Genomic DNA, 18,383 nt, shown 5'->3' on the forward strand with positions numbered 1-18,383 from the left:
GGCCCTGTACACGACGGCAATCACTTCGGAGCACCTATGTCTACTCCTCAGAACCCCGACGGATCGAGCGACGGTTCACCCGGTCCGCATTCGAACGGTCAGAACCCGAACAACCAGCCGCCGAGCGCGCCCGACTACGGAAGCGACCCGAACGCGGGGCAGCAGCCTCCGCAGTACGGGTCCCAGCCCGGCGGACAGCAGTACGGTTCGCAGCAGCCGTTCGGCGCCTCCAGCGGTCAGGACCAGCCCTATGGTTCGCAGCCGTCGCAGCCCTACGGTTCGCAGCCGGGGCAGAACCAGAACCCCTACGGCCAGGGTCAAGACCCCTACGGGCAGGGCCAGTACGATGCCAACCAGTACGGGCAGAACCCGTACGATCCGAACGCTCAAGGCTATGACCCGAACCAGTACGGTCAGCAGCCGGCCTATGCCGCTGACGGCTCCTCCGATCAGTTCATCCCGGCCAATCCGAACGCCGCCTACGGTCAGTTCCCCGCGGGCACGGGCGGCAACACCTCGAAGAACCTCTGGGGCATCCTCGCCCTCATCGGCGGCATCGCCGGTGTCCTGACGTCCGGGCTCCTGTTCGGCGGTCTGCTCGGCATCGCCGCTGTGGTCTTCGGCTTCATCGCGCTGTCGGCCATCAAGAAGGGCCTGGCTTCGAACAAGGGGATGAGCATCACCGGCCTCATCCTGGGCTTCGTCGCCGTTCTGTTCACCATCGTCGCGCTGATCATCTACATGTTCCTCGGTGTCGGATTCCTCTCGGCTGTCGAAAGTGCGGCGAGCTCACAGTCGCCCTCGTCCGATCCGGTCGACCCGAGCCAAGGGGCCGACGGTGGCCAGGCCGCCCCCGCACAGGGCAGCGAAGTCACAATCGGAGACGACGTCACCGCGACCGTGCAGGTCCGTCCCGGCACAGCGTCCGGACATGCCTCCGGCGCCGAATCGTCCGATGGTGACATCGCCGTCGTCACGATGACGGTCAAGAACGACTCGAGTTCCGATATCGAGATGACTCTGGCGAACATGGAAGCCACTGACAGCAGCGGTCAGGACTACGACGACGTCTTCGACGGATCGCAGTACAAGGGCTCGCTCGCCTTCACTGACCCGGTGCCCGCCGGGGGCGAGACGACCTACGAACTCGCCTTCGGGGTTCCTGCGGACGAAGTCGATGGCATGCACATCAAACTGACCCTTCCCGAGGACCTCGGAAACGGCAAGGACTTCGAGTTCTCCAAGCAGTGAGAAGCCCCATCCGGGTCTGCGAGTCTGCCCGAGACGGCGTCTTCGGCGCGTGTCCGGGTAGGCTCGCAGACCTCGGCCAACTCAGCATGGGTGGCAGTCGCGTGACTGCCACCCAACTGATTCGGAACCACCGAATCGGTACTAGAATCTTGAGGGCGAGAAGTCCTCACAGCAGACGAATGGAGAAGATCAGTGGCAGACAGCATTGACTGCGCGGGAGAGAGCATCCCTTGGAAAGAGGGGCTGACCGGTACGGAGATCTTCTCCTCGGACCGCACGGTCATTGCGATGTGGCTCAACGGCGAACCCGCTGACCTCAGCCGCGAACTCAACGCCGGCGACTCGATCGCACCGATCACCATCGACTCCGATGCCGGCCTGGACATCCTCCGCCACTCGACCGGACACGTGACCGCCCAGGCCGTCCAGGAGCTGTTCCCCGGAACCAAGCTCGGCATCGGGCCCTACATCACCGACGGCTACTACTTCGACTTCGACGTCGCCGAACCCTTCACCCCCGAAGACCTCAAGGCGATCCAGAAGAGGGCCGCCCAGATCGTCAAGTCCGGGCAGACCTTCAACCGCGTCGTCGTCACCGAGGACGAGGCCCGTCAGCGCATGGCGAACGAGCCGTTCAAGCTCGAACTCATCGACGACAAGGGCCATGCCTCCGACGGTGATTCCGCCGTCGAGGTCGGTGCCGGGGAACTCACCGTCTACGAGAACATCGACCGCAAGGGCGAGGTCGTGTGGCAGGACCTGTGCCGCGGACCCCACCTGCCGAACACCAAACTCATCGGCAACGGCTTCGCCATCACTCGGTCGTCGGCGGCCTACTGGCGCGGCGACCAGTCCAATGCGAGCCTGCAGCGCGTCTACGGCACCGCCTGGGCGAGCAAGGACGATCTCAAGGCCTACCAGGACCGCATCGCCGAGGCCGAACGCCGCGACCACCGCAAGATCGGTGCCGAACTCGACCTGTTCTCCTTCCCCGAGGAACTCGGTTCCGGTCTGCCCGTCTTCCACCCCAAGGGCGGTGTGATCAAGCGCGAGATGGAGGACTACGTCCGGGCCCGCCACATCGAGGAGGGCTTCGAGTACGTCGGCACTCCGCACATCTCCAAGGAATCGCTCTACTACACCTCCGGGCACCTGCCCTACTACGGGGAGAACATGTTCCCGGCGATGTCGGTCGACGAAGTCCGCGACGAATCCGGCCAGGTCGTCAAGGACGGCACCCCGTACCGCCTCAAGGCGATGAACTGCCCGATGCACAACCTCATCTACCGCTCCCGCGGCCGGTCCTACCGCGATCTGCCTCTGCGGCTGTTCGAGTTCGGCACCGTCTACCGCGATGAAGCCTCGGGCGTCATCCACGGACTGACCCGCGTCCGGGCGCTGACCCAGGACGACTCGCACTCCTATGTCGCCCAGGAGGACGCCGGAGCCGAGATCCGTCACCTGCTGAACTTCGTGCTCAGCCTGTTGCGCGACTTCGGGCTCGACGACTTCTACCTGGAGCTGTCCACCCGCGACGAGGAAGGGAAGAAGGCCGATAAATTCATCGGCTCCGACGAGCAGTGGACCGAGGCGACGAGGGTCCTCGAGGAGGTCGCGCAGGAGACCGGTCTCGAACTCGTGCCCGATCCGGGCGGCGCGGCGTTCTACGGACCGAAGATCTCCGTCCAGGCCCGTGACGCCATCGGCCGCACCTGGCAGATGTCGACCGTCCAGCTCGACTTCAACCAGCCCGAACGCTTCGAACTCGAATACGTCGCCGCCGACGGAACGCGCCAGCAGCCGGTGATGATCCACTCGGCGAAGTTCGGTTCGATCGAACGCTTCCTCGGGGTGCTGACCGAGCACTACGCCGGTGCGTTCCCCGTCTGGCTCGCCCCCGTCCAGGTGACCTGCATTCCCGTGGCCGATGAGTTCAACGACTACCTCGCCGAGGTGGCCGCACAGCTGCGCGCGGCCGGTGTCCGCGTCGAGATCGATGACAGCGACGACCGCTTCGGCAAGAAGATCCGCAACGCGTCGAAATCGAAGGTCCCCTTCACCCTCATCGCAGGCGGTGAGGACCGGGACGCGGGCGCCGTGTCCTTCCGCTTCCGATCCGGGGAGCAGGACAACGGGGTGCCCGTCGCCGAGGCGGTCGCCCGCATCCTCGACGCGATCGAGACCAAGGCCCAGGTATGAGCGCAGGCGGCGAGGACCTGACCGCACAGAATCATGCGGCAGACGGCCGCCTCGGCGACGGGATCCCCTATCCCGAGGCGGCCGCCGGATTCCCCCGCGAACCCGATGGGTTCCAACGGCTGTGGACACCGCACCGGATGGTCTACATCGACGGTCAGGACAAACCGAAGGACTCCGGGGTCTCCGAGTGCCCGTTCTGCACCTCACCGACGAAGTCCGATGCCGAAGGACTCATCGTCGGCCGCGGTCAGACGGTGTTCGCGGTGCTCAACCTCTACCCGTACAATCCCGGACACCTGCTCATCTGCCCCTACCGTCATGTGGCCGACTACACGGATCTGACCGAGGACGAGACCGTTGAGCTCGCCCAATTCACGCAGAAGGCCATGCGGGTCATCCGCGCCGTGTCCGGCCCGCACGGATTCAACCTGGGCATGAACCAGGGGCCCGTCGCCGGGGCCGGCATCGCCGCCCACCTCCACCAGCATGTCGTGCCGCGGTGGGGCGGGGACGCGAACTTCCTGCCCGTGGTCGCCCAGACCAAGGCCCTGCCGCAAGTGCACGCCGATGTGCAGGCGCGGCTGTCGAAAGAATGGAACCGATGAACCCCGAAGATCTCGACACCCTCGCCGAGTACTCGACCCCGAAGCTGCGCGGCGACGAAGCCGTCATCTCGATCCGCAGACCCGACCTCGAGTCGAACAGCTACCTGTCCCAGCTCTTCGCGCTCGGGTCGGACCGCTCACGTCGTCTCACCCACGCCTGGCACGACTCGGACCCGCAGATCCACCCGAACTGGTCGGGATTCCTCCGGGCGGAGCGGAAGGCCGCCGCCCAGCTCTACATCGGCTCCACCCTGGAGACGGCGCACCAGATCACCGACAGCCATCTCGGCGTGTCCGAATTCGCCATCGACGACGCCGGCGCCCGCGCCCTCTACGTCGCACGCGTGGCAGAACCCGGCCGCTACGGACTCGACGACGACGTCCCCGCGGCCGAGGAGGCCCCACGCAGGATCACGACCTCGGCCTACCTCAGCAACGGCCTCGGCTACACCGACGACCGTCCGGCCAGAGCCTTCCTCGTCGACCTCGCCGAACCCGGGCTCGGCAAGGTCGGACTCCGCGCAGCCTCTGAGGTGCCGCTGTCGACGCTGCTGAGCACCCCTGACTGCGATGTCCACGACCCGCAGTTCTCCCCGGCAGGCACCCGCGCGTCCGTGGTTGCGGCGCTCCACCCCGACCGGGGCCGGCCCGACCTGCGATCGACCGTCTGGCTGCTGGGCGGAGACACCGCCGAACCGCTCGACCTGCCGTCGATGGACGTCAGCCGGCACCTGTGGCTCGACGAGGACACGGTGGTGCTGGTCGGCATTGCGCTGACCCGCGACGAACTCGACTTCGTCGGGCAGATGCCCGGGCTGTTCGTCCACGACCTGCGAACCGGTTCGACGCGGCGCCTGACCGACCCGGAGACCGTGGCCGTGGCGGCGCTGCGCCCGCGGGCTGTCGAGGGAGGACTCATCGCCGTCGTCGACACCGACGGAGCCTCCCGCCTGGCGAGGATCGACCTGCAGGCCGAAGGCCTCGGCATCGACGAGATCGATTTCCTCAGCGATGCCACGACCGTCGTGAGCGGCTTCGACGCCGATGACGAGACACTCGTGTTCACCGGGTCGACCTCGAGCTCCCCGGCCGTGCTCGGCCGCCTCGACCTGAAGACCGACGACGCCCCGCTCATGCTCAGGCAGCATCCGGCGCCGGCGAATTCCGTCGTGCCCGAGGTGCTGAGGGTGCCAGGGGACGGCGGAACCATCACCGGGTGGCTGGCGAAACCGCGCGGACAGGGACCGTTCCCCGTCATCGTCAACATCCACGGCGGGCCCTTCTCCCAATACACCCACTCCTGGTTCGACGAGACCCAGGTGCTGACCTCGGCGGGCTTCGCAGTCGTGTACTCGAATCCGCGCGGGTCCGGCGGACGCACCCGCAGTTGGGGGACCGCGGTGCAGGCCGATATGGCGGGACCGGCCATGGCCGATGTGCTGGCTGTGCTCGACCACGCACTCGAGAACGACCCCGCCCTCGACGCCGACCGCCTCGGCGTCCAGGGCGGCTCCTACGGCGGCTATCTCACGGCCATGACGATCGCCGCCGATGATCGATTCCGCGGCGCCATCGTCGAACGCGGATACCTCGATCCCGACAGCTTCGTGGGCACCTCGGACATCGGACGCTTCTTCACCGAGGAGTACACCAGCCGCAATCCGCAGGCGATCGCTCGCCAGTCACCGCTGGCCCACGCCGACCAGGTGGGGACACCGACGCTGGTGATGCATTCGGAGCTCGACTTCCGCTGCCCCTTGGAACAGGCGCAGCAGTACTACGCGGCCCTGCAGCGGGCAGGGGTGGACACCGAGATGCTCATCTTCCCGGGAGAGAACCACGAGCTGTCCCGGGCCGGTCAGCCGCGCCATCGTCGGCAGCGCTTCGAGGCCATCCTCGACTGGTGGGATCGTCATCTCACCTCTGCCGACGACGCCGGCTCGGCCGCAGCCGACTGAGCCCATGCACGCACTCAGCGCCGCCTCGGCGATCACCCCGTCACATCACTGCCGACCGCTCGATGCGCGCCTCAACTTGGCCGCGGCGGTGCGGAGCCGATATCGTTCTCTGGGCCGCTGTCGCGGTCTTGCCGAAAACCCCCAGCATCACTATTCTGCAAACACTTGCCTGCCCTCGTCGTCGACCACTGGAGAACCATGAAACCTCGTAAAGCCTCACGGGTCGTATTACTCAATGAGCGCGACGAGGTTCTCCTGATTCGAGCCCAGGATCTGCTCGCCCCCAGCCATCAGTGGTGGATGACGTGCGGGGGAGGATCCGAACTCGGCGAATCCGCTGCCCAGACAGCAGCCCGGGAACTGGCCGAGGAGACCGGAATCGAATGCGAGCCCCACGAACTCATCGGCCCCTTGGCCACGCGCGACGAAGTCTTCGAATTCACCGAGAAGTCCCTGCGTCAGCTCGAGACCTACTTCGCGTTCCGCACCAGCGAGGACATCGAACTCGAGGACGCGGTGTGGACGGACATCGAAAAGCGCAGCCTGCTGGAGTTCCGCTGGTGGACACGCGAGCAACTGATGGCCACGACCGAGACGATCTATCCGAAGAACCTGCTCAGCCTCATCGATCTGGCCACTGCCGGTTCCGTGCCCGACGTGCCTCTCGTCATCGACTGAGGCCCGTCGGGCCCACCCCGATCCGGGCGGCTGACGCGAACGGTCGGAGCGGAAGTCCCGGGCGAGCGTATAGACTTGAGAGGCTGTAACTACAGGAAGGAACACCAGTGGCAGGTCATTCCAAATGGGCAACGACTAAACACAAGAAAGCTGCCATCGATGCCAAGCGCGGCAAACTCTTCGCCAAGCTGATCAAGAACATCGAGGTTGCCGCTCGCAACGGTGGACCTGACCCCGACGGCAACCCGACGCTCTTCGATGCGATCCAGAAGGCGAAGAAGAACTCCGTCCCGGCCGACAACATCAGTCGCGCGGTCAAGCGGGGCGGAGGCCTCGACGGCTCGGGTGTCAACTACGAGACGATCATGTACGAAGGCTACGCCGCCGGCGGTGTGGCCCTGCTCATCGAATGCCTCACCGACAACCGCAACCGCGCGGCCTCCGAAGTGCGCGTGGCCGTGACCCGCAACGGCGGGACGATGGCCGACCCGGGCTCGGTGACCTACAACTTCAACCGCAAGGGCGTCATCATCGTCAGCGCTGAGGAGGCCGACGAAGAGGCCATCCTGCTGGCGACCATGGACGCCGGTGCCGAAGAGGTCAAGGAATCGGGCGAGAAGTTCGAGATCATCTCCGAGGCCACCGACCTCGTGGACGTGCGCACGGCGCTCGTCGACGCCGGAATCGACTACGACTCCGCCGACGCGTCGTTCGTTCCCGAACTCGAGGTCGACCTCGACGCCGAGACCGCGCGGAAGGTCTTCGGCCTCATCGATGCGCTCGAGGACTGCGACGATGTCCAGAACGTGTACTCGAACGCCGATGTCAGCGACGAGGTCCTCGCCGAACTCGACGCCTGATGCGCATCCTCGGCGTTGACCCCGGACTGACCCGCTGCGGGATCGGTGTCATCGACACCCTGCCCGCGCGGAAGGTGAAGATGACCGCCGTCGATGTGCTGCGGACACCGTCCGCGGACTCCATCGACCTCCGCCTCGGGGCCATCGCCGAGGCGTTCGACACCTGGTTGGACACCCATCGGCCTGACATGGTCGCGATCGAGCGGGTCTTCGCCCGCAACGACGTCTCGACGATCATGGGAACGGCACAGGTCTCCGGGCTGACGATGGGGCTGGCGGCCCGCCGCGGACTGCCCGTGGCCATGCACACCCCCTCGGAGGTCAAGGCCGCGATCACCGGTTCCGGCCGGGCCGACAAGAAGCAGGTCACGACCATGGTCACGCGGATCCTCGGCCTCGAGGCCCCACCGAAGCCCGCCGATGCCGCCGACGCCCTGGCCATCGCGATCTGCCATTCCTGGCGGGGCGCGCTGAGTGCCCAATCCACTCCCGGCCAGAACAAGGACCTCACTCAGCGCAAGTCCGGCGGCCGGCAGGGGTCCGGGCTGACGAAGGCCCAGCAGCAATGGGCCGAGGCCATGCGGCGGACGAAGTAGACGCGGGAGTCACCGACGAACGGTCGGCCGGGCCGTCAGACGGTCCAGCCCTCGGGCGCGCCGGAGACGGCGATGACGGGGGCACCTGCTAACCTGGATTCGTACACGTGTTCCCACTTGAAAGGCAGTTCGTGATCAGTTTCCTGACCGGTACGGTGCATCGGATCGCAGCTGACCACCTCGTCGTTCTCACCTACGGGGTCGGCCGGAAGGTCCACGTCACCCCCGAGACGCTGGCGAGCACCCGCCACGGCGCAGAGATCGAACTGGTCACCAGCCTCGTGGTGCGTGAGGATTCGCTGACCCTCTACGGCTTCGGCTCCGAGGACGAGAACCACACCTTCGAGGTGCTCCTGACGATCTCGGGCATCGGCCCCCGGTTGGCGATGGCGATCCTGTCCGTGATGGGCCCGGACGAACTCGCCTCGGCGATTTCGAACCAGGACGCGAACGCGCTGACCCGCGTGCCCGGAATCGGCAAGAAGGGCGCCTCACGGATCATCCTCGAACTCGAGAACAAGCTGCCCCAGCCCGCAGCCTCGGCACCCGGACCGGCCCTGTCCTTCGGCGGCGGCAACCAGCAGGTCGTCGACGCCCTCGTCGGACTCGGCTGGAAGGAACAGCAGGCCGAGGAGGTCGTGGCCGAGGTCGTCAAGGACGCCGGTGCCGATGCCGGGACCTCCGCACTGCTCAAGGCCGCTCTCAAGGTACTGGGTGCACGCAAATGACCGGTCCCTTCGAACCCAGCACCGGGGGCAGCCACGAGCCCGGCTCCTATGAGATGGACTTCGGTGACCAGGGGCTGACCGGCGCCGAACGCGACCGACTCGTGTCCGGTCAGGCCGAGATGGCCGAACGCGATGACGAGGCGGCGCTGCGGCCCAAGGGCCTGGCCGATTTCATCGGCCAACCGCAGGTGCGCGAACAGCTCTCGCTCGTCCTCGATGCGGCCAAGGCCAGGCAGAAGGCACCGGACCATGTCCTGCTGTCCGGGCCACCCGGACTCGGCAAGACGACCCTGGCGATGATCATCGCCCACGAGATGGGTTCGAGTCTGCGGGTGACCTCCGGGCCGGCCGTCCAGCACGCCGGAGACCTCGCCGCCATCCTGTCCTCCCTGGAAGAGGGCGAAGTGCTCTTCATCGACGAGATCCACCGCATGGCCCGCGCCGCCGAGGAGATGCTCTACGTGGCGATGGAGGACTTCCGCGTCGACGTCATCGTCGGCAAGGGCCCGGGGGCGACCGCGATACCACTCGACCTCCCGCAATTCACCCTGGTCGGGGCCACCACCCGATCCGGTCTGCTGCCGGCGCCGCTGCGGGACCGCTTCGGCTTCACCGCCCTGCTCGACTTCTACTCGAGCACGGACCTGTTCACCGTGCTCGAACGCTCGGCCCGGATGCTCGGCATCGACGCGAAGCCGGCCGGACTCAAGGAGATCTCGACCCGCTCCCGCGGCACCCCGCGCGTGGCGAACCGACTGCTGCGCCGGGTCCGTGATTGGGCCCAGGTCAGGGGCAGCGGGGTCATCGACTTCGACGCCGCCGTCAATGCTCTGGAAGTCTACGAAGTCGATGCGCTCGGTCTCGATCGGCTCGACCGATCCGTGCTCTACGTGCTGTGCAAGCGCTTTGGCGGGGGACCGGTGGGTCTGGGCACGCTCGCGGTCTCGGTCGGGGAGGAAGCCGACACCGTCGAGACGGTCTCCGAACCCTATCTCGTGCGGGAGGGCCTGATCAGCCGCACTCCGCGCGGACGCGTGGCCACCTCGGCGGCTTGGAAGCATCTGGAAATGCAGATCCCAGCAAACTATGAGTTCTGAACCCCGCAATTGAGTTCGCCATGGGCACTGAGGACGAACTAAGCTGGTTCACTGGTTCATTCATATGAAAGGCTGATATCTGTGGATTTGTTGATCCCCCTTGCGCTTGCTGCGCTGCTGATCTTTTTCCTGTTCAATTCTCGGCGTAAGCAGAAAGCGCGTGCGGAGCAGATCAAATCGGGACTCGTGCCCGGCGCAACCGTGATGACGACCTTCGGCGTCTTCGGAACCGTCCTCTCGATCGATGAGGACAACAACCAGGTGACCATCGAGTCGGGCCCCGGGACCGTGCTGCGCGTCCACCGTCAGGCCATCGGCCAGGTCGAGAACGCCGAGGCCGCCGCCTCGGTCGACGCCCCCGTCGCCGACGCTCCCGCCACCGATGTCGACGAGGAGAAGCCGGCGATCACCGATGCCGAGCTCGATGCGATGAACGCGCGCAAGCGTGCCGAAGAGGACTCGGATTCCGAGACCGCCGATGTCGGCGACGAGGCCGACGGCGTCTCCGAGGCTGCAGGCGACGATGCCGATGCTGTCACCGAGGACGCAAGCGATGAGGCCGATGCCGCGACGACGACCGACGATGAGGCCGCGAAGACGGATGAGGCCGAGGACGCCGCCGATTCCGATGCGGATGCCGATTCCGCCGACTCGGATACCGACAAGAAGAACTGATCCGCCCTCGCACTCTGCTCCCGATCGAAAGCTGAAACGTGTCCGATATCGAAGAAAAGCCACGTCCTGGTCTGCGCTTCCTGTGGCTGACGATCGTCACCCTCGTGCTGGGCGGAATCATCGCCGCCGGCGTCATCTTCTCCGACGCCACGACGTCTCCGAAGCTCGCGCTCGACCTCGAGGGCGGAACGTCGATCATCTTGGAGCCGCAGGTGTCCGAGGACACGGACATCAGCAAGGAGCAGCTCGATCAGGCCGTGTCCATCATCCGGCAGCGCGTGGACTCCACCGGTGTCTCGGAAGCGGAGATCACTACCCAAGGTGATCGCAACATCGTGGTGAACCTGCCGGGCAACCCGGATGAGGAGACCCGCAACCTCGTGCGCTCTTCGGCTCAGCTGGTCTTCCGTCGGGTCGCATTGGTCGGAGACCCGCGCTCACAGGAGCAGATCCAGAAGGAGCAGGAGGAGAGCGGCGACAGCGGTGAGGAGTCCGACGACGGGCTCACCGACGAAGAGCGCAAGCGCATCGAGGACCTCACCGGCGACGATTCGGGCTCTGACGGTCAGGAACAGCAGGACCCCTCCGGAGGGGGAGAGGTCGCCCGCGCCGGCAGCGGTGCCGACGATGCCGGGTCGGACGATTCGACGAAGGAGTCATCCGATTCAGCGAGCGAATCCGCCGATGAGGGCACCGAGGGCGAAGGCTCGAGCGATGATACGAAGGTCACCGATGCGACTCCGCGTCCGCTGTTCGATCCCGAGAAGGACAGCAGCGAATGGCAGACCGACGCGATCATCAAGGAATACTCCGAGCTCGACTGCACGGATCCCAAGAACCGCACCGGCGGTCAGCAGCAGCCGTCGGATGAGCCCGTCGTCTCGTGTTCTCACGATGGCCAGGCCAAGTACATCCTCGGCCCCGTCGAACTCTCCGGTGACCACCTCGCCGATGCGAACTTCGGGTATGCCTCCGGTGCCAACGGCGTTCAGACCAACCAGCCGGCGGTGAACCTGGAGTTCGATTCGACCGGGCGTGAGATCTTCAAGCAGATCACCTCGGATATCACCGGCAAGCAGCAGCCGTACAACCAGTTCGCCATCGAACTCGACGGGCTCGTGCTGTCCGCACCGACCTCGAACGCCGTGATCTCCGACGGCAAGGCGGAGATCTCGGGCAACTTCACTCTCGATGAAGCGCAGACCCTGGCCGATCAGCTCAAGAACGGTTCCCTGCCGCTGAGCTTCCAGGTCCAGAGCGAGGACCAGATCTCACCGACGCTGGGTTCGAACTACCTCACGATCGGTCTGCTCACCGGGCTCGCCGGGCTCATCCTCGTCGTCGTGTACTCTCTCCTGCAGTATCGGGTGCTCGGCCTCGTCACGGTCTCGAGCCTCGTGGTCGTCGGTGTGCTCACCTATCTTCTTCTGCTGCTGTCGTCGTGGCGATACGGCTACCGACTGTCTCTGGCCGGTCTCGCCGGTATCATCATCGGCATCGGCATGGCCGCGGACTCGTTCATCGTCTACTTCGAACGTGTGCGAGACGAGTTGCGCAGCGGCAGGAACCTGCTCTCGGCCGTCGAAGTCGGCTGGGACCGGGCGAAGCGCACGATCTACGCCTCCAAGGGCGTGAACATGCTCGCCGCGATCATCCTCTACATCCTGGCCGTCGGCTCGGTGCGCGGCTTCGCGTTCACCTTCGGCCTCGCAGTGATCGTCGACGTGATCGTCGTCTTCCTCTTCACCCACCCGATGCTCGAAGTCCTCTCCCGCACGAAGTTCTTCGGCCAGGGCCATCCGATGTCCGGAATGGACCCCCGCCTGCTCGGGGTCAAACCCGCCGCGTACAGGGGAGCGCTGAACATCAGCGGCCCCGACAGCGCGAAGTCTCCCGAGGCCAAGCGGCGGGAGAAGGCGCGCCGTCGCAAGGCCGGACTGTCCTCCGAGGATTCCCAGGCCGAGTCGACGACCGCTGCGGAGTCGACCGCTTCGTCGGCGACGTCGAGCGGGAAGAAGAAGCGCAAGCAGGCCGGAGGCTCGATCGCCGAACGCAAGCGCAGCCACAGCGAGGACGCCTCGCATGCGGAGTCGGCGGACACACTGACCGAGGAGTCCGAGACGGGGGAGCCGACCGAGACCGATGCCGAGGACGCCTCGTCGGATGGAGCTTCGAAGGCCGGTTCGTCGAAGACCACGGCGGCCCGGTCCCGGCTCAACGGCGGATCCATCGCCGAACGGAAGGCGGCCCGACGCGCCGCCGAGGACGAGGCGGATGAAGACGGCAAGGAGGCAGACAAGTGAAACGGTTCTTTGCCTGGGGCAACCGGCTCCACAACGGTGAGACCTCGATCCCCTTCGTCGGCAAGGCGAAGCTGTGGCTGACGATCGCAGGAGCCCTCGTCATCCTGTCTCTGCTCGTCCCCCTCTTCGCCGGCTTCAACTTCGGCATCGCCTTCAAGGGCGGTTCGCAGTTCCAGATCGACCAGGTCACCGACACCTCGGCGCCCAAGGGTGAGGACATCGTCAACGATGCCGTCTCCGGGGCCGAGCCGCGTCTGACGCCGACCAGCGACACGGCCGTGCAGATCGAGACGAATCAGCTCTCCGATGATGAGATGCAGCAGGTCCGCGATGCGCTCGTCAGCGGCTACGACGTGCCCAAGGAGGACGTCACCTCGACGTTCGTCGGTCCCGAGTGGGGTCAGGACGTGACGGAGAAGATGGTTCGGGCGCTGGTCATCTTCGTGGCCATCGCGATGATCGTCATGGCCCTGTACTTCCGCACCTGGAAGATGTCGCTGGCCGCGATCCTCGGCCTCGTCGCCGTGATGATCGTGACCATGGGCATCTACTCGGCCACCGGCATCGAGGTCACACCCGAGGCGGTCATCGGCTTCCTCACGGTCTTGAGCTTCTCGCTCTATGACACGGTTGTGGTCTTCGACAAGATCCGCGAGAACACCACGCGGTTCAAGGACAAACGCGATCTGAAGTTCTCCGAGCTCGTCAATCTCGGCGTCAACCAGACGACGGTGCGCTCGATCAACACGACCGTGGTCTCCGTGCTGCCTGTCGCGTCGATCCTCTTCATCGGTGTCCTGGCGCTCAATGCCGGAACACTGATCGATATCTCCCTGTCGCTGTTCATCGGTATGATTGTGGCCGCGTCCTCTACTCTGTTCGTCGCCAGCCCGCTCTACGCCCTCCTTCGAGCCCATGAGCCGGATGTCAGAGAGCAGGAAGAGGCCGTGCGTGAACTACGCTTGAAGAACGGACAGGATGACGTCCCGCCGGTGATTCACGCCGAGGTCTGACCCGAGGGAGGAGATGTCATGGCTTCATCTGCCGATGCGCGCCGACCGCGAGGCATCTCCCGCTTAGCCTGGTGGGCGGCCAGGGCACAGAACAACCCCGGCTACCCCCGAGTGCTGGGCCCGATGATCCGTGCCCTGCAGTCGAACCATCCGAAAGCGGACATCGACCTCGTCGTCCGCGCCTACAAGGTCGCCGAGGTCGCCCACCGCGGGCAGACCCGGAAATCCGGCGACGCCTACATCACGCATCCGATCGCAGTCGCGACCATCCTCGCCGAGATCGGCATGCTGCCGGTCACCCTGGCCGCGGCTCTGCTGCACGACACCGTCGAGGACACCTCCTATTCGCTCGACGAACTGACGGAGGAATTCGGTTCCGAGGTCGCGGCCATGGTCGACGGGGTCACCAAGCTCGACAAGCTCACCTACGGTCAGGCCGCGCAGTCCGAGACCGTGCGCAAGATGATCGTGGCCATGGCCAAGGACATCCGCGTGCTCGTGATCAAGCTCGCCGACCGTCTGCACAACGCCCGCACCTGGCGTTTCGTCCCGGCCTCGTCGAGCACGAAGAAGGCCCGCGAGACCCTCGACATCTACGCCCCTCTGGCCCACCGCCTGGGCATGAACACGATCAAATGGGAACTCGAGGACCTGTCCTTCCAGGTCCTGCACCCGAAGGTCTACGACGAGGTGGTGCGGCTGGTCGCCGACCGGGCTCCCGAACGCGAGAAGTACCTCGAGACGGTGTCGGGCCAACTCCAGTCCGAGCTCAAGGAGTCCGGCATCGAGGCCGCGATCACCGGACGGCCGAAGCACTACTACTCGATCTACCAGAAGATGGTCGTGCGCGGACACGAATTCGCCGACATCTACGACCTCGTCGGCGTGCGCGTCCTGGTGGAGTCGGTGCGCGAGTGCTACGCGACCCTCGGCATCGTCCACGCCCGCTGGAACCCGGTTCCGGGCCGGTTCAAAGACTACATCGCGATGCCGAAGTACAACATGTACCAGAGCCTGCACACGACGGTGATCGGACCCAACGGCAAACCCGTCGAGATCCAGATCCGCACCCATGAGATGGATCGCCGGGCCGAGTTCGGCGTCGCCGCCCACTGGAAGTACAAGGACCAGGGCAAATCGTCGAAGGCGGTGACGACGAACACCGCACGCTCGGTGAAGGTCTCCGACGCCGGCGAGGTCGACGATGCGGCCTGGCTGCGCCAGCTGCTGGACTGGCAGCGGGAGGTCTCCGACCCCGACGAATTCCTCGACAGCCTCCGCTACGAGGTCAATTCGAAGGAAGTCTACGTCTTCACCCCCAAGGGCGATGTGATGAGCCTTCCCTCCGGGGCGACCCCCATCGACTTCGCCTATGCCGTGCACACCGAGGTCGGCCACAAGACGATGGGCGCCCGTGTCAACGGCCGCCTCGTGGCCCTGGACACGGAGCTGAAGAACGGTGACTCCGTCGAGGTCTTCACCTCGAAGGACGAGAACGCCGGACCGAGCCGTGACTGGCTCGGCTTCGTCAAGAGCCCGCGTGCGCGCAGCAAGATCCGTCAGTGGTTCTCGAAGGAGCGCAGGGAGGAGGCGATCGAGAACGGTCGCGAGCAGCTGGCCCGGGCGATGCGTCGGCACACCATCTCCGCCGCCTCGCTGATGAGCCAGGAAGCCCTGCAGGTGGTGGCCACGGAGCTGCGACTGCCCGACGTCACCGCGCTGTACGCCGCGATCGGCAACGGCGTCTCCTCGGCCCAGCACGTCGTCGAACTGCTGGCCAAGGAAGTCGGTGAGGACGATGAAGAGGTGGTGCTGCCGCCCAAGCCGCGCAACCGCACCGGCCAGTCCTCCGGCCATCACTCCTCGTCCGAGGGCGTGACCGTCAAAGGCGTCGACGATGTGCTCGTCAAACTCGCCCGCTGCTGCACCCCGGTTCCCGGAGACGAGATCCTCGGCTTCGTCACCCGCGGTTCGGGAGTGTCCGTCCACCGCGTCGACTGCCCGAACGTCGCCTCCCTCAAACGCGAACCCGAACGCATGGTCGAGGTCGAATGGGGGGAGAAGACCAGCGGAATCTATCTTGTCCAGATCCAGGTCGAAGCCCTCGACCGGTCCGGGCTGCTCTCCGATATCACGAAGGTGCTCACTGACACCCATGTGAATATCCTCTCCGCGTCCGTGGGCACCTCGCGGGCGCGGGTCGCACAGTCGAAGTTCGTGTTCGAGATGAGCGATGCCAGCCATCTGGACACCGTGCTCTCGGCCGTGCGCAAGGTCGAAGGCGTCTTCGACGTCTACCGCATCTCCGGCGGCTGAACGCGCCGCCGGCCCGATCGCGGTGCCTCGCCGCGGCGTCGCCGTATCGCTCACCGTTGGCGCCCGTCGACGAGTGCGCGCATCTGCGCGACGAAGGGACGGCGCGAGACCGCGTCGAGATAGAGCCTGAACCGGTGGCACAGCGCGTCGGGAACCTCGTCGACGATGCCGCGCAGGGCCTGCGCCGACTGCGCAGAGGGGGTCCGGAGATGCGGCAGGAACAGATCGTAGAGCGTCCGCTCCTCGGTGGTGATCGGCAGCCGCCCGATGAGCTGCCACTCATCAGCGGTGAGAGCGACCTCGTGGACTTCGAAACCGTCGTGACTGACCCAGCGCCGCCGCGGCAGTGTGATGAAGCTCAGCGGCGATGGTGCCCGCCCCAGCCCCCGATGCACCCACCACGCGCTGTCATGGGACACGGCCAGGCCCGGTGGGATCAGTGACTTGAGCGCCGCGATCCGGTCCGCGGGCGAGAGGACCGCGCCCTTGCGCACCCAGGTGGTCTCCGTCAGACGGATGAGCAGACCGTCGAGGGTGAGCTCGGTGAGATGGTCGTACCCGTAGTCTCGCAGCTGAAACAACGTCTCCATGCACCGACTATCGTCGGCGTCGGCAACCCGTGGCAAGACCCGGGCAGGTGCCTGTGGACAGCCAGCGACTCGAGCGCCCGGGCCTGTGGACGGTCGAGCCCCTGGACGGCTGGGCCTTCGTTCAGTCGAGCTCGGCCGCGGTCTGGTTCAGCTGGTCCCGCCAGGCGCGACGGGCATCGAGGGCGGACTGCGCCTCGGCGACGGCCTTGTCATCCCCACCGGCCCGTGCGGTCTCGAGCTTCTTCTCGAGTTCGACGATCGAATCCTCGAGCTGGCTGAGCGCCCCCGTGGTGCGGGCCTTCGTCTCCGGGTTGCTGCGCTGCCACGCAGCCTCCTCGGCCTCGGACAGGGCGCGCTCGACCTCCCGCAGACCGTTCTCCATCCGCGAGATATCGGCCCGAGGCACCTTGCCGGCCTCTTCCCACTTGTCCTGAATGGTGCGCAGATCCTTCTTCGCCGCAACCGGGTCCGTGATCGGCAGCAGCGCCTGGGCTTGCTTCAGCAGCTCTTCCTTGACCACGAGATTGGCCTTGTACTCCTCATCGAGAGCGGCGTTCTCCGCGTCCCGAGCAGCGAAGAATACGTCCTGGGCGGCTCGGAACCGTGCCCACAGCGCATCGTCGACCTTGCGCGAGGCGCGCGGGGCACGCTTCCACTGGGTCATGAGGTCCTTGTACTTCTGGGACACGGAGCGGAAATCGGTCGATGCCGACAGCGACTCCGCCTCGGCGACGATCTTCTCCTTGATCCGCTTGCCCTCGGCGTTGAGCTTGTCGAGTTCGGCGAAGAACTCCTTGCGCTTGTGCTCGAAGGTCGTCCGTGCCTGCGAGAAGCGGCCCCACAGCTCCTGATCGACCGAGCGCGGCAGGCGCGGACCGTTGCGCTGCATATCCTTCCACTGTGCGAACAGCTCACGCAGACGCGCGCCCGACTGCTTCCACTGGATCTTCGACGGATCCTGCTTGGCCAGAGCCTCGGCCTCGGCGACGAGCTCCTCACGGTCCTCGGCCGCGGCGAGCTTCGCGGCCTGCGCACGGGCGGCCTGCCGGGACTCCGTGGCCTCGGCATCGGAGATGAGAGTGTCGAGGGTCGCGCTGAGGTTCTTGAGATCACCGACGACATTGGCCTGCGGAAGCGACTCCTGCAGGGTCGTGGCGGCTGAGACGATCTCACGGCCCGGCGCTCCGGCGGAGAGCCGGTTGCGCAGCAGGACCGCGCTCTCGACGAGCTCGACGTACTTCTTCGCGAAGTACTCGAGTGCCTCCTCAGGCGTGGCGTCCGGGTACTGTCCCACGGCACGCTCGCCGTCAGGAGTGGTGACGAACACATTGCCGTCCGAATCGGCACGACCATGAGTCACCGCGCGGGCCACCTCGGCGTCGTGATCGACATGGCTGGCATTGACCACCTGTGCCGCCTGTGTGCGAGGCAGGGATGACGGGCGGGGGGTCGGCTTCGGTGTCGGGGTCGACATGGTTCTCACCTTGTTTCCATCGGTCGAACCGGCGGGTCTT

The 18,383-nt window shown here is 66.0% G+C and carries 15 protein-coding genes; 13 read left to right on the top strand and 2 right to left on the bottom strand.

The genetic code is table 11. The features are described from left to right. Positions 1-36 precede the first annotated feature (36 nt). From IG171_RS05910 to IG171_RS05970, 13 genes are all read left to right on the top strand, one after another. On the top strand, positions 37-1,251 hold the full coding sequence (locus IG171_RS05910; protein ID WP_212130563.1) for a DUF4190 domain-containing protein: 1,215 nt from the start codon (positions 37-39) through the stop codon (positions 1,249-1,251). A gap of 192 nt (positions 1,252-1,443) precedes the next feature. Continuing rightward, positions 1,444-3,450, top strand: coding sequence for a threonine--tRNA ligase (gene thrS, locus IG171_RS05915; RefSeq protein ID WP_212130564.1), 2,007 nt, complete (start codon positions 1,444-1,446; stop codon positions 3,448-3,450). Beyond that, positions 3,447-4,055, top strand: coding sequence for an HIT domain-containing protein (locus IG171_RS05920; protein ID WP_212130565.1), 609 nt, complete (start codon positions 3,447-3,449; stop codon positions 4,053-4,055). Before thrS ends, IG171_RS05920 begins: the two co-directional genes overlap by 4 nt. Next, positions 4,052-6,013: a S9 family peptidase gene (locus IG171_RS05925; RefSeq protein WP_212130566.1), complete on the top strand. Its 1,962-nt coding sequence runs from the start codon at positions 4,052-4,054 to the stop codon at positions 6,011-6,013. The genes IG171_RS05920 and IG171_RS05925 overlap by 4 nt, the downstream gene beginning before the upstream one ends. Positions 6,014-6,211: 198 nt before the next feature. After that, a complete protein-coding gene (locus tag IG171_RS05930) occupies positions 6,212-6,691 on the top strand; it encodes an NUDIX domain-containing protein (protein ID WP_212130567.1) in 480 nt (159 codons plus the stop codon). A gap of 107 nt (positions 6,692-6,798) precedes the next feature. Then, entirely contained in the window at positions 6,799-7,551 is a 753-nt protein-coding gene (locus IG171_RS05935) for a YebC/PmpR family DNA-binding transcriptional regulator (protein ID WP_212130568.1), read from the top strand. Next, the gene (ruvC, locus tag IG171_RS05940) at positions 7,551-8,147 is read left to right on the top strand and encodes a crossover junction endodeoxyribonuclease RuvC (protein WP_212130570.1); all 597 of its coding nucleotides are present in this window, start codon (positions 7,551-7,553) and stop codon (positions 8,145-8,147) included. The genes IG171_RS05935 and ruvC overlap by 1 nt, the downstream gene beginning before the upstream one ends. A 131-nt stretch (positions 8,148-8,278) precedes the next feature. Continuing rightward, positions 8,279-8,875: a Holliday junction branch migration protein RuvA gene (ruvA, locus tag IG171_RS05945; protein WP_212130571.1), complete on the top strand. Its 597-nt coding sequence runs from the start codon at positions 8,279-8,281 to the stop codon at positions 8,873-8,875. 53 nt (positions 8,876-8,928) lie between these two features. Further along, on the top strand, positions 8,929-9,972 hold the full coding sequence (gene ruvB, locus IG171_RS05950) for a Holliday junction branch migration DNA helicase RuvB (RefSeq protein WP_212131556.1): 1,044 nt from the start codon (positions 8,929-8,931) through the stop codon (positions 9,970-9,972). An 81-nt stretch (positions 9,973-10,053) separates the two neighbouring features. Beyond that, positions 10,054-10,647 carry a preprotein translocase subunit YajC gene (gene yajC / locus IG171_RS05955; RefSeq protein WP_249204117.1) on the top strand — a complete coding sequence of 198 codons (594 nt, stop codon included), beginning with the start codon at positions 10,054-10,056 and terminating at the stop codon, positions 10,645-10,647. A 38-nt stretch (positions 10,648-10,685) separates the two neighbouring features. Then, positions 10,686-12,950 (top strand): protein translocase subunit SecD, encoded by a 2,265-nt coding sequence (gene secD / locus IG171_RS05960; RefSeq protein WP_249204119.1) that lies wholly within the window; start codon positions 10,686-10,688, stop codon positions 12,948-12,950. Further along, positions 12,947-13,963 carry a protein translocase subunit SecF gene (secF, locus tag IG171_RS05965; RefSeq protein WP_212130572.1) on the top strand — a complete coding sequence of 339 codons (1,017 nt, stop codon included), beginning with the start codon at positions 12,947-12,949 and terminating at the stop codon, positions 13,961-13,963. The genes secD and secF overlap by 4 nt, the downstream gene beginning before the upstream one ends. Before the next feature lie 18 nt (positions 13,964-13,981). Further along, entirely contained in the window at positions 13,982-16,279 is a 2,298-nt protein-coding gene (locus tag IG171_RS05970; protein ID WP_212130573.1) for a bifunctional (p)ppGpp synthetase/guanosine-3',5'-bis(diphosphate) 3'-pyrophosphohydrolase, read from the top strand. Between the two features lie 50 nt (positions 16,280-16,329). On the opposite strand, the gene IG171_RS05975 is transcribed toward IG171_RS05970, so the two are convergent. Together IG171_RS05975 and IG171_RS05980 are read right to left on the bottom strand one after the other, a co-directional pair. After that, entirely contained in the window at positions 16,330-16,869 is a 540-nt protein-coding gene (locus IG171_RS05975) for a hypothetical protein (protein ID WP_212130574.1), read from the bottom strand. 121 nt (positions 16,870-16,990) lie between these two features. Then, positions 16,991-18,343, bottom strand: a complete 1,353-nt coding sequence (locus IG171_RS05980) for a DUF349 domain-containing protein (RefSeq protein ID WP_212130575.1) — start codon at positions 18,341-18,343, stop codon at positions 16,991-16,993. Between the last annotated feature and the right edge of the window lie 40 nt (positions 18,344-18,383).

This window comes from Brevibacterium sp. SMBL_HHYL_HB1 (assembly GCF_018208375.1).
In the GTDB taxonomy this organism is placed as follows: Bacteria; Actinomycetota; Actinomycetes; order Actinomycetales; family Brevibacteriaceae; genus Brevibacterium; species Brevibacterium intestinavium.